General features: G+C 73.3%; 10 protein-coding genes. 6 read left to right on the top strand and 4 right to left on the bottom strand.

The features are described from left to right. Positions 1 to 115 precede the first annotated feature (115 nt). The 5 genes from ACIBG6_RS16035 (at position 116) to ACIBG6_RS16015 (ending at position 4,768) form a co-directional block, all read left to right on the top strand. Positions 116 to 310, top strand: coding sequence for a hypothetical protein (locus tag ACIBG6_RS16035; protein ID WP_024756440.1), 195 nt, complete (start codon positions 116 to 118; stop codon positions 308 to 310). Between the two features lie 52 nt (positions 311 to 362). Further along, positions 363 to 1,253 carry an N-acetyl-1-D-myo-inositol-2-amino-2-deoxy-alpha-D-glucopyranoside deacetylase gene (mshB, locus tag ACIBG6_RS16030; RefSeq protein ID WP_399223184.1) on the top strand — a complete coding sequence of 297 codons (891 nt, stop codon included), beginning with the start codon at positions 363 to 365 and terminating at the stop codon, positions 1,251 to 1,253. Next, positions 1,250 to 1,681 (top strand): DUF6113 family protein, encoded by a 432-nt coding sequence (locus ACIBG6_RS16025; RefSeq protein ID WP_399223183.1) that lies wholly within the window; start codon positions 1,250 to 1,252, stop codon positions 1,679 to 1,681. The genes mshB and ACIBG6_RS16025 overlap by 4 nt, the downstream gene beginning before the upstream one ends. 73 nt (positions 1,682 to 1,754) lie before the next feature. Further along, entirely contained in the window at positions 1,755 to 4,103 is a 2,349-nt protein-coding gene (locus ACIBG6_RS16020) for a hypothetical protein (protein WP_399223182.1), read from the top strand. A gap of 128 nt (positions 4,104 to 4,231) precedes the next feature. Further along, complete coding sequence (locus ACIBG6_RS16015; RefSeq protein ID WP_399223181.1) at positions 4,232 to 4,768, top strand: GNAT family N-acetyltransferase; 537 nt, start codon at positions 4,232 to 4,234, stop codon at positions 4,766 to 4,768. 1,010 nt (positions 4,769 to 5,778) lie between these two features. Here ACIBG6_RS16015 and ACIBG6_RS16010 read toward each other — a convergent pair. From ACIBG6_RS16010 to ACIBG6_RS15995, 4 genes are all read right to left on the bottom strand, one after another. After that, positions 5,779 to 7,347, bottom strand: a complete 1,569-nt coding sequence (locus ACIBG6_RS16010) for a serine/threonine-protein kinase (protein WP_399223180.1) — start codon at positions 7,345 to 7,347, stop codon at positions 5,779 to 5,781. After that, entirely contained in the window at positions 7,344 to 8,909 is a 1,566-nt protein-coding gene (locus ACIBG6_RS16005) for a serine/threonine-protein kinase (RefSeq protein ID WP_399223179.1), read from the bottom strand. The genes ACIBG6_RS16010 and ACIBG6_RS16005 overlap by 4 nt, the downstream gene beginning before the upstream one ends. Positions 8,910 to 9,035: 126 nt before the next feature. Beyond that, the gene (locus ACIBG6_RS16000; RefSeq protein WP_399223178.1) at positions 9,036 to 9,920 is read right to left on the bottom strand and encodes a tetratricopeptide repeat protein; all 885 of its coding nucleotides are present in this window, start codon (positions 9,918 to 9,920) and stop codon (positions 9,036 to 9,038) included. Positions 9,921 to 9,927: 7 nt separating this feature from the next. Then, a complete protein-coding gene (locus ACIBG6_RS15995) occupies positions 9,928 to 10,929 on the bottom strand; it encodes a GNAT family N-acetyltransferase (protein ID WP_399223177.1) in 1,002 nt (333 codons plus the stop codon). Between the two features lie 112 nt (positions 10,930 to 11,041). Here ACIBG6_RS15995 and fdxA point away from each other — a divergent pair, with 112 nt between their 5' ends. Next, the gene (gene fdxA / locus ACIBG6_RS15990) at positions 11,042 to 11,362 is read left to right on the top strand and encodes a ferredoxin (protein ID WP_015035968.1); all 321 of its coding nucleotides are present in this window, start codon (positions 11,042 to 11,044) and stop codon (positions 11,360 to 11,362) included. The last annotated feature ends 43 nt before the right edge of the window (positions 11,363 to 11,405 follow it).

Here is an 11,405-nt window from a genome sequence, read left to right as displayed (position 1 = left end):
CGATGGCACGGATAGTTATGATCCGTAGCGCTAGGTGGGTATGTACCCGACTGGCACATGCTCCCTGCCCGATCCGTTCGAATATCCGACCGAAGAAGTGTGGAGGTGGACCGCCGTGGCACTCTCGATTTCGGTGGTGGTGCTGCTGGCGATCGTCGTTTTCCTGCTGATCCGGAAATCCGGGCTGAGGGCGGGACACGCGGCGATCTGTGCGCTCCTGGGCTTCTACCTGGCGAGCTCGTCCATCGCCCCGTCCATCAGCACCCTCACCACCAACGTGGCGAGCATGATCGGCGGCCTCAAGTTCTGACCCCTTCGTAGCGGGAAGGGTCTCCCGGGGAGGGGTCTCGTAGGGTGGGGCCATGACCGATCTCCCCGCCCGTCGTCTGCTCCTCGTGCACGCGCACCCGGACGACGAGTCGATCAACAACGGCGCCACCATGGCCAGGTACGCGGCCGAGGGCGCCCTTGTCACCCTGGTCACCTGCACGCTCGGCGAGGAGGGCGAGGTCATCCCGCCCGGGCTCGCCCACCTGGCCCCCGACCGGGAGGACCGCCTCGGCCCGCACCGCGTCGGCGAACTCGCCGCCGCGATGACCGAGCTGGGCGTCACCGACCACCGCTTCCTCGGCGGCCCCGGCCGCTTCCGCGACTCCGGAATGATGGGCGCCGAGCAGAACAAGCGCGAGAACGCGTTCTGGAACACGGACGTCGACACCGCCGCCCCCCACCTCGTCGACGTGATCCGCGAGACCCGCCCGCAGGTCCTCGTCACCTACGACCCCGACGGCGGCTACGGTCACCCCGACCACATCCAGGCCCACCGGGTCGCCATGCGCGCGGCCGAACTCGCCGCCGACCCGGCGTACCGCCCCGACCTCGGACCCGCCCACACGATCGCCAAGATCTACTGGAACCGCGTCCCCCGCCCGGTCGCCGAGGCCGGATTCGCGAAGCTGCGCGCCGAGGGCTCCGCCTTCCCCGCCGTCGCCGCCATCGACGACGTCCCCGGGGTCGTCGACGAGGACCGGATCACCACCGCGATCGACGCGGGCCCGGAGCACACGGCCCGCAAGACCGCGGCGATGGCCGCCCACGCCACCCAAGTCGCGGTCGACGGCCCGTTCTTCGCCCTCTCCAACGACCTGGGCCAGCCGATCTTCACCACCGAGTACTACGAGTTGGTCCAGGGCACCCCCGGCGCCCCCGCCGGCGCCCGCGAGACGGACCTCTTCGCGGGGGTGACCGCGTGAGCGCCGCCGCCTCCCGGGCCTCCTCGGGCGCCTCCCCCCGGACCCCCGCTCCGACCCCGGCCCCGGCCTCCCTCCCGATCTCCCGCGCCGCCCGATACGCCTGGTACGGCGCCCTGGTCGTCCTCGGAGCCCTCGTCGGGACCGCCGGAGCCCTCGTCCAAGCCGCCTGGTTCCCCGGCGGCTTGCTGATCGCACTCGTCGCCACTGCCGCCGTCTTCTACGGAGGGCTCCGCGCCACCGGCACCCAGGTCGGCGTCGTCGCCGCCGGCGCCGGCTGGCTCGTCGCCGTCATCCTGCTCAGCTTCGGACGCCCGGAGGGCGACGGGGTGTTCGGCGGAGGCGCCGGAGAGCTGCTGTTCCTCTTCGGCGGCATGGCGGTCGCTGTGATGTGCGCCACGCTGTCCCGGCTCCCGCGACCGACCCCGTGAACAGGACGACTTGACACCGGAGACGCCCTGACTTCGGCCGGATTGCCCGTCGTCCGCCACCCAGGGGTCGGGTATGGAGCGGCGCTGCCCAGTATGGTGGTGCGCGCCGCCGAACCGCCCGGGTTACACGAGCCTCAGCAAGAGCGGGCGGTGGAGCCAACCGGGAGATCCTGCTTTGAGTCGTGAAACTGGTCGAGAGACTGACAGTTCGTCCTCCGGCGCCCAGGGGCGCGGTGGAGCCGCGTACCCCTCGGGTACACCGCCGTACGGATCCCGCCAGTATCCGTCGCTCCACCCTTCGCAGGACGCGCCGGAGGAGACCCCCGCCGCGCCCGCACGGCCGGAGGAGCCCAAGACCGAGACGACGCTGACGACCCGGATCCGGATCAACATCCCGGGTTCGCGTCCGATCCCGCCGGTCGTGGTCCGCACGCCGGTCGCCGATGCGCCCGCGGCGGAGAAGGAACCGGAGCCGACGCCCCCGCCCGCACCCGCACCCGCGCCCGTCGCGGAACCGGTGCCGGTGCCCGAGCCGGTCGCGGCTCCGGAGCCGGCGAGCGCCGAGGCGGCGCCCAAGGGGAAGGAGACCAGCGACTGGTTCGCCCCGCGCAAGGCGTCGCCGGCCCCCGCCCCGACCCAGGCCCCGACCCCCGCCCCGCCGTCCGCACCGGCGACGCCCGGCCCGCTCGGCGCGGCGCCCGACGCCCCCGGCACGGGCTTCGCGGGCTCCGCGACCTCAGGCGTCCCGACGGTCGGCACGACCCCGTCGAGCCGCCAGGTGGCGACCCCCGGCGCAGGCAACCCGCTGTACGAGGTCGGCACCCCGGCGGGCGGCACGCCCCGGTACGAGGGGACTCCGGGGTACGACGCCACGCCGATGTACGACGGCACGCCCTCGGGCGGGACGCCCGCGTACGACGGAACCCCGGCGGCGGGCACACCGATGTACGACGGCACGCCGGCCGCCGGCACGCCCAGGTACGACGGCACGCCCTCGGGCGGCACCCCCGCGTACCGCGGCCCGGCCGCGGGTCCGACCGGCCCCACCACCGGCCCGGTCACCGGCACCGCCTCGCTCGGCGGCCCGGCACCGACCGCGCCGTTCCCCGGCATCCCCGGCACGCCCGGTGGACAGGGCGTCGCCCCGCGCATGTCCGACGACACCGCGATCCTGACCCCGCAGCCGCCGGCCCCGAAGCCCGCCCAGGGCCCGGGCCGGGCCCAGGGGCCGGGCCAGGGCCCCGGACCGGGACCGATGCGCCCGCAGGCGCCCGGCCAGGGGGCACCCGGCCAGGGCATGCCGCCCGCCGGCGGTGGCCACGTCTCCGGCGACACCCTCACCAGCGGCATCCCGGTCGTCCCGCCGTCGGCGGCCCGCCCGAACCTCACCCCGCGCATCGAGGAGACCCCCGCCCCGGCCCCCGCGCCCGCCGCTCCCCGCCCCGCCCCGGCGTCGAGCCGCGCCCAGGCGAAGAAGGGTCGCTCCAAGCTGGTCCTCGTCGCCGCGGGCCTCTTCGGCCTGGCGGGCGTCGCCTACGGCGCCGGACTGCTCCTCAACCACTCCGACGTCCCCAAGGGCACCACGGTGCTCGGCGTGGACATCGGCGGCGGTACGAAGGAGGAGGCCGTCAACAAGCTGGAGGCCGCCCTCGGCAAGCGCGCCGCAGCGCCGCTCCAGCTCAGCGTCGGCGGCAAGAAGGTCCAGATGCCGCCCGAGAAGGCGGGCCTGGCCCTCGACAGCCAGGAGACCGTCCGCGCGGCCGCCGGCAGCGACTACAACCCGGTCTCCGTCATCGGCTCCCTCTTCGGCGGCGAGCGGATCGCCAAGCCGGTCTTCCCGGTCGACGAGGAGAAGCTCGCCGTCGCCCTGCGGGACCTGGCGGGCGCCTCCGCCGCCGCGACCGAGGCGACGATCCGTTTCGCGCCGAACAAGGTCACCCCCATCGAGGGCAAGCCCGGCGCCGGCATGGACGTCCAGCGCTCGATGATCTCCGTCAGGGACGCCTTCCGCGCCCAGGTCGAGACGGGTCAGGGCAAGGTCGTCGAACTCCCGGTCACCACGCTCCGTCCGACGGTCACCAAGGCCGAGCTGGACCGGGCGATGAAGGAGTTCGCCGAGCCCGCCATGTCCGACCGGATCACCATCGTCGCGGGCGGCAAGGAGATCCAGTTCGGCCCGGCGCGGTCGCTGCCGCAGATCCTCTCCATGAAGGCCATCGACGGCCGCCTGGTCGAGGTCTACGACAAGAAGGCGATCGAGAGGCTCCTCGACGGCGCCTTCGACGGGATCATGATCACCAAGGGTGACGGCACCAAGCACGAGGTCTCCGCCGACGACGTGGCCTTCGTGATGCGCGACGCCCTGATGGGCAAGACGAAGGCCGAACGCACGAAGGTCATCGACCTGAGCGGCAACGGCTGACGCCCGAACCGTACGAGAAGCCCGCGTTCCCGCACCCCCGTCCGACGACCGTCGGGCGGGGGTGTCACGCGTCCGCACCGGCCGGTATCCGATCGACACCCCGAGACCGGTCGGGTTGACTGGACGGCATGCCAGAGCTGCGTACGGACCGTCTTCTGCTCCGCCACTGGCGGGAGTCCGACCTCGAACCGTGGGCGGCGATGAACGCCGATCCCGAGGTCCGCAGATACCTGGGTGAGCCGCTGACGCGGGAGCAGAGCGACGCCGTCGTGGCGGGGATGCGGGCCGCGTTCGACGAGCGTGGCTTCGGGTGGTGGGCTCTGGAGGTGCGCGAGACCGGCGAGTTCGTCGGCCGCGTCGGCTTGGACGTGGTGGGCGAGGACATGCCGTTCCCGGGGGTGGACATCGGCTGGCGGCTGGTCCGCTCGGCGTGGGGACACGGTTACGCGACCGAGGCGGCCGTGGCCTGTCTGGCTTTCGGATTCGAGACGCTCGGGCTGCGGGAAGTGCTGGCATCGACGACCGTCGACAACGTTCGTTCGCAGGCGGTGATGCGCCGGATCGGCATGACCCGCGACCCGGCCGACGACTTCGAGGACCCGAGCGTCCCCGAAGGCCCCCTCCGCCGCTGCGTGCTGTACAGAGCGAGGCCGCACCGGGGGTGAGGTTCTGGGGGTGGGCCTGCTTCGTGGGTTTCTGGTGGGACCGCCCTCTTTCCGAGAGTCGCAGCTTCCGCCACCGCGTCAAGGGCGCCTTCGGCGTCGCTTCGCGATGGGCTGCGCCCACCCTTGACCCGGCGGCGGAAGCTGCGCAAAAACTCTCGGAGGGCGGTCCGGGGGCCGGGGTCACGCCAGGGCCTCGGGCATCGGCCGAGGTCGAACGGCGGGTGGCGGGCCGGTGGGTGGGGGCTCGGTTCGTAGCGGGGGCCGGTGAGTCTCTTCGGGTGGGTTCGGGGTGCGCGGCCGTTGAATGGGGCAGCCGGGCTCGGCTTAGCGGCGGACGCCCGTCCCTTGGTGGGGATTCAGGCCCGGCTGGTCACTCCCGGTGGGTGGAGAGGTGACTAACCCGCAGCTACTCCAAGTAACAGGTCCTGAGATAACCACCAAAGGGGGCAGATCGCCCTTATCGGGCGGAGAAAGTGCACCAATGTCTCGCCGCCAGCCCGCCGAACCCCGACCGCCCACCGCCCTCCGCCGAACCCCGACCGCCCACCACTCTCCGCCGAGGACCCACCCCGTCCATGGCCCACCGCCCAGCCCCCCCTCCACCCACCGGGACAGACCAGCGGGGCCTGAATCCCCACTCACCACCGGCCGTGACCCGCTAAGCCAAGCCCGACTGCCCCATTCAACGACCGCGCACCCCGAACCCACCCCGGCGGACCCACCCGCCCCCCTGCTGACCAAGCCCCACCCCACCGGCCTGCCACCCGCCGTCCGACCCCAGCTGATGCCCGGGCCCTCGCGTGGCCACGCCCCCGGCCGCCCTCCGAGAGGTCTTGCGCGCCTGGAGCCGCCGGGTCAAGGGTGGCCGTAGGCCATCGCGCAGCGACGCCGTAGGCGCCCTTGACGCGGCGGCGGAAGGTGCGACTCTCGGAAAGAGGGCGGCCGCACCAGAAGCCCACGAAGCAGGCCCACCCCCAGAGCCCCGCCCCCCGCCCCCCGGCCCGGGATTCTCACGCGCGTGGGAGCGCTGCGAATGCCGATTGTGCGATGTTCTTCGCCTCCTGCTCGCACGTTTCCGCCGGGTGGGGCTTGCCGCCCAGGGAGACGTAGACGATCAGGTTTCCCTTGCGGGCGTAGAGCGCGCAGGTCGTCTGGTCGTTGCTCGGGGCGCTCCAGAAGGCCTCGTCGGCGAACGGGAGGCCGGTCTCGGGGCGTTCGCCCTCCGCGTCGTCCGCGAACTCGGTCTTCTGGCGTTCCGTGGCGTTCTCGTCGGTGCCCGCGCTGCGGCGCAGGTCCCATCGGACGACGGCGTGGGCGTAGTAGTTCCAGCCGTCCGCCTGCGGCTCGTCCTTGTTGCTCCAGGAGCAGCTGGTCGTCGCCGAATCCGAGTACTCGGTGTACGCGTCCTGGTCCGGCCGCCGTTCCGGGAGCGGGAGCTTCCGTGCCACCTCCGCGCAGATCGGCATCGTCAGGTACAGGTCCGGCGGGCCCGCCCCCAGTTCGCCGTCCTTCAGGGACCACCAGGCGCCCGCGCCGAGGACGCACAGGGCGACGGCGGCGGCGACGAGCGGGCCGCGCCTCCGGCGGCGGACGGGGGTGGTGGAGAGCTGGGTGACCACGGCCGTGGGGGCCGCGGGGACCTTGTGGGGTGCGACGACCATCGTGCGGTCCGGGTCGTCGGCAGGGCGGCTCAGGAGGTGGTCGATGTTTCGCTGCTGGTCGTCGATCATCGCGTGGACGGCGGGCGGCCACTGCCGGGCCACCGGGGCCGCCGGGCCCAGCGCGGCGAGGAGTTGCGGCGGGCTCGGGCGGGCCGCCGGGTCCTTGGCCAGGCACCAGGCCAGGAGGCCGGCCAGCTCCGGCGGTACGGCGGTCAGGTCAGGTGCCGTGTGGACGACGTTGTAGAGCGACTGGAGGGTCGACGGGCCCGCGAACGGGCTCGCACCGGTCGCCGCCATCGCCAGGACCGAGCCGAGCGAGAACACGTCGCTCGCCGGGGTGAGTTCCTTCCCCTCGGCCTGCTCGGGCGACATGAACGCGGGCGAGCCGACCACCAGGCCGGTCCCGGTCAGCTCGGTGACGTTCCCGGCCTCGGCGATCCGCGCGATGCCGAAGTCGATGACCCGGGCGCCGTCCCCCGAGAGCAGGACGTTCTCCGGCTTCAGGTCGCGGTGGATCAGCCCGGCGCGGTGGATCTCGTCCAGGGCCGTCGCCAGTTGTACGGCGAGGCGCCGTACCGTCTCGGCGGGCAGCGTGCCGGACCGTTCCACCGCCGCCCCGAGCGAGGGTCCCGCGACGAACACGGAGGCCAGCCAGGGCACGGGCGCGTCCGCGTCGGCGGCCATCACGGCCGCCGTGCAGGCGCCGGACACCTTCCGCGAGGCGTGGACCTCGCGCCGGAACCGGGCGCGGAAGTCCTCGTCGTGGGCGAACCGGGCGTGTACCTGCTTCACGGCGGCGAGCCGCCCGTCGGGCGCGGCGCCGAGGTAGACGCGGCCCATGCCGCCACGGCCGAGTTCGGCGAGGAGCCGGTAGGGGCCGGCCTCGCGGGGGTCGGTGGGGCTCAGGGGCCTCGTCACTGCGCCGCCGCCTTCTTCTTGATGAGCGCGACGGCCTGCCTCGCGCTCTCCTCGGTGAGGGCCTCACACGTGCCCAGGGGGTAGTTGGGGCCCTTCACCTGGACGAAGAGCTCCAGGTTGACGTTCCGGGCGTACAGCACGCAGTGGCCGTCGTGTTTGTACCAGAGGGCTTCCTCGGCGTAGTCGAGCGTCGAGACCCGCTGGGTGGCGCCGCGTATGTACATGCCCTCGTAGCGCGCCTTCGCGCCTTCGGCGCCGGTGGGGCCGCCGGGCTTGCTGCGGTAGAGGTCCCAGACCAGGACGATCTGATCGCCGGAGCGGGTGTTCCAGGTGCACTGGTTCGACGTGGCGCCGTCGTACTGGGTGTGCGGGGGCCCGCCGTCCTGGACCCGCTGCTGGGTGAACCCGGCCGGCACCTTCACCTTCGGGCGCAGTTCCTCGCAGGAGGGGATCGGCCCCGTGTACGTGTCGGCCACCTGGCTCAGCGGCACGTTCCCGGGCGTCGGGACGGGCTCGTCCACGAACGCGTAGTACACGTCGTCGGCCCAGCCGTTCACCGCGACCAGCGCCCCGGTGACCGTGAGGAGCCCCGCGACGACGGCGGCGACCGTCCAGAGCCGGCGGCCCCGGCTCCGTACCCGGGGGAGGGGAGGCGCCGCCGGTGCGGCCACGGTCGGCGCCGCGCTCACCAGCCGGGCGGTCTCCGCCGACTGGTCCGCGATCCGCCGGTGCACGGCCTCCGGCCAGGGCCGTGCCGACGGCGTCACCGGCCCGATGAGGGCGAGGACGTCCTGCGGGGAGGGGCGCGCCGCCGGGTCCTTGGCGAGGCACGCCGCGAGGAGTCCGCGCAGCCCCGGTGGTACGGCGCCGAGGTCGGGTTCCTCGTGGGCGATGCTGTACATCAGCGCGGGGGCCGAGGCGCCGTTGAACGGCGTCTTCCCCGTACAGGCCACGACCAGGGTCGCGCCGAGTGCGAAGACGTCGGCGGCGGGGGTCGGCGCCCCGCCCGTGATCTGCTCGGGCGCCATGAACGCGGGGGAGCCGATGAGCGCGCCCGTGTGCGTGAGCTTCGTCAGGTGGTCGCCCGCGCGGGCGATGCCGAAGTCGATCACGCGGACGCCGTCGTCGGTGAGCATCACGTTCGACGGCTTCAGGTCCCGGTGGACGAGACCCACGCGGTGGATGTCGGCCAGCGCCTGGGCGAGGCCGGCGGCCAGCTGCCGTACCGCCTCCTCGGGCAGGGAGCCGTCGGCGAGGACGTCGCTCAGCGGGAGCCCGGGGAGGAAGAGCGAGGCGAGCCACGGCGTCGGGGCGTCCGGGTCGGCGTCGATCACCGGTGCCGTGTAGGCGCCGGACACCCGCCGTGAGGCGTCGACCTCGCGGCGGAACCGCGACCGGAAGCCCTCGTCGTCGGCCAGCTCGGCGTGCACCTGCTTGACGGCGACCAGGCCGCCGTTCGGCGCGACGCCGAGCAGGACCCGGCCCATGCCCCCCTGCCCGAGCACCGCGACCGTACGGAACGGCCCGACCTGTGTCGGGTCGTTCGGCGTCCATGGACGCATGTGATCACCCTCCCCCGTGAATGCGGGAAGGATCCTAGTAGGGGTGGGCGCCGATCACTCCGGAAACCCCGCGTGATCCACAAGACATCCACGGGCAGGGTCAGTTCAAGGTATCCACGGGCGGCGTCAGTTCAGGCGGGCCCGCGCCGCCTGCGCCCGGCGGCGGATGGTCGTCGCCGACTCCGGGTCCACCGCGTCCATCACGCGCGCGTACGCCTCCATCTCCGCCGCGCCCGCGAGGAACTCGCCGCGCTGGACGAGCAGCTCCGCCCGCTCGTAGCGCAGCCGCGCCGGGTGGGAGGGCAGCAGCAGCGCGAGATCCACGGCCCACAGGCCCACGTCGGTGCGCTCGGGGCGGGGGGCCGCCCAGGCGCGGATGTTGTTGAGGACGCGCAGCACGATCGCGCCGGGCTCGGCCGGCCGGAGCATGGAACGGTCGAGGGCCTCGCCCGTCGCGCTCGCCACGAGCAGCTCCGCGTCCGGGCCCGTCAGGGGCCGGCCGCCGGAGAAGGGGTCGGCGAGGTTGAGGTCGGCGGGCTCGCCGAAGCCGACGACGAAGTGGCCGGGGAGCCCGAGTCCGTACACGGGGGCGCCGGCCCGGCGGGCGACCTCCATCCACACGACGGAGAGCAGGATCGGCAGGCCCCTGCGGCGGCGCAGCACCTCGTGGAGGAGGGAGGACTCCAGGCGCTGGTAGTCGGCGGGCACGCCCTCGAAGCCCTCGCGGTCGCCGAGGAGCGATGCGAGCTCGGTGGCCCAGGCGCCGGTGGTTCGGGTCGCGTACGGGATGAGGCCGGCGAGGCGGTCGAGTTCGATCTCGGCCTCGTCGATGACGTGCCGGGTGACGGTCGGGTCGGCGACCGCGCCGACGAGCAGACAGAGCCGGGCGAGATCGGGCCGCTCGGCCCGGGCCTCCTCCGCGAACTCCCGACGCCAGTCGGGCCTGTCCTCCGGCGGTTCTTCGCCCGCCCGTTCGTCCGGTCCGTCGGACCCGGCTCCGTGCTCGGTCACGCCTCCGTCACGCCTCCGCCCATCGGTAGTGGTGGTAGTGGTGGTGGACCGCGAAGCCCATCCCGTCGTACAACGCCCGGGCGCCGTCGTTGTCCGCCTCCACCTGGAGCCAGGCCGCCGACGCGCCCTCGTCGAGCGCCTGCCGGGCGAGTGCCGTCATGACGGACGTCGCCAGGCCCCGCCGCCGGAGGGCGGGGTCGACCTCGACGGCCATGAAGCCCGCCCAGCGGCCGTCGACGACGCAGCGCCCGATCGCCGCCGGTACCTCTCCCGTGCCCGCCACGGACGCGAACCACACACGCGGACCGGAGGTGAGGACCGGCCGTACCGCCGGGCTCGGCTCCCCGAAGCGCTGGTAGCGGAGCAGCCACGACGGGTCGAGCGTGCGCTCCAGGCGTACGGCGGAGACGTCGGCGTCCAGGTCGCCGATCGGGGCGAGCGCCGCGATCCGGACCTCGGCGGAGACCTCGCGCCGCCAGCCGTGCCGGTCGAGCGCCGCGCACAGCAGTTCCTGGGTGCCCTCGGCGCCGGTGGCCGTCTGGACGTACGCGGGGAGCTTCCGGGCCGCGTACCACTCGCGTACGAAGGTCAGGGCCTCCGGCACCGGGAGTCCGGGATCGCCGAGCGGCAGCGCGGAGTTGGCGCGGCGGGTGAATCCGTCGGCGGCCCGTAGCGTCCACTCGCCGAGCTGCTCGCTCTCGACCGGCTCCCAGGCGCGCGCGGTGGCCCGGGCCAGCTCCGGGAAGGTGGCGGAGGGGCCCCTTCGGCGGGCCGGTGCGGGGGGTACGACCTTCCCCGCGACCAGGGAGGTTTCCGCGATCCGGACGGTTTCACCGCTCTTTCGTGTGATCAGCAGCACACCGGAATCCCACGATGTGAGAACCCCTACCGCGTCCGTGAACTTCCCGCCCGGCGCGGCCGACTCTGTCACGTACCGAACGGAGACACGTTTTCCCACGTCAGCGCTGGTGATTCGGACCTCAAGGAGTCCTCCTCCGGTCAATTCCACAGCTTCTCCGCCCCTCCTGTTCGGATCGCCCCCAAGAACGGAGATACTAGGTGCGGGCATCGACGACGCCGCGCTCCCGCGCAGACCAGCCCTATCGAGGAGGAACGACAGCGTGACCTACGTCATCGCGCAGCCTTGTGTCGACGTCAAGGACAAGGCGTGCATCGAGGAGTGCCCCGTCGACTGCATCTACGAGGGCAAGCGGTCCTTGTACATCCACCCGGACGAATGCGTCGACTGCGGGGCCTGTGAGCCGGTCTGCCCGGTGGAGGCGATCTTCTACGAGGACGACACCCCGGAGGAGTGGAAGGACTACTACAAGGCGAACGTCGAGTTCTTCGACGAGCTCGGTTCGCCCGGTGGTGCCTCCAAGCTCGGCGAGATCGAGCGCGACCACCCCTTCATCGCCGCCCTGCCGCCGCAGAACGGCTGATCGACCGCATCCGGTCCCGTACGGCGTCGGTCGCTGTACGGGA

Source organism: Streptomyces sp. NPDC050842 (assembly GCF_044456565.1).
Classification (GTDB): domain Bacteria; phylum Actinomycetota; class Actinomycetes; order Streptomycetales; family Streptomycetaceae; genus Streptomyces.
This window is presented reverse-complemented; position numbering and strand designations above follow the sequence as displayed.

Bases quoted from the DNA above. Each gene is read 5' to 3' on its own strand.
- ACIBG6_RS16020 (WP_399223182.1), top strand. From the start codon at position 1,755: ATGGAGCGGCGCTGCCCAGTATGGTGGTGCGCGCCGCCGAACCGCCCG.
- ACIBG6_RS16005 (WP_399223179.1), bottom strand. From the start codon at position 8,909: ATGCGTCCATGGACGCCGAACGACCCGACACAGGTCGGGCCGTTCCGT.
- ACIBG6_RS16015 (WP_399223181.1), top strand. From the start codon at position 4,232: ATGCCAGAGCTGCGTACGGACCGTCTTCTGCTCCGCCACTGGCGGGAG.
- mshB (WP_399223184.1), top strand. From the start codon at position 363: ATGACCGATCTCCCCGCCCGTCGTCTGCTCCTCGTGCACGCGCACCCG.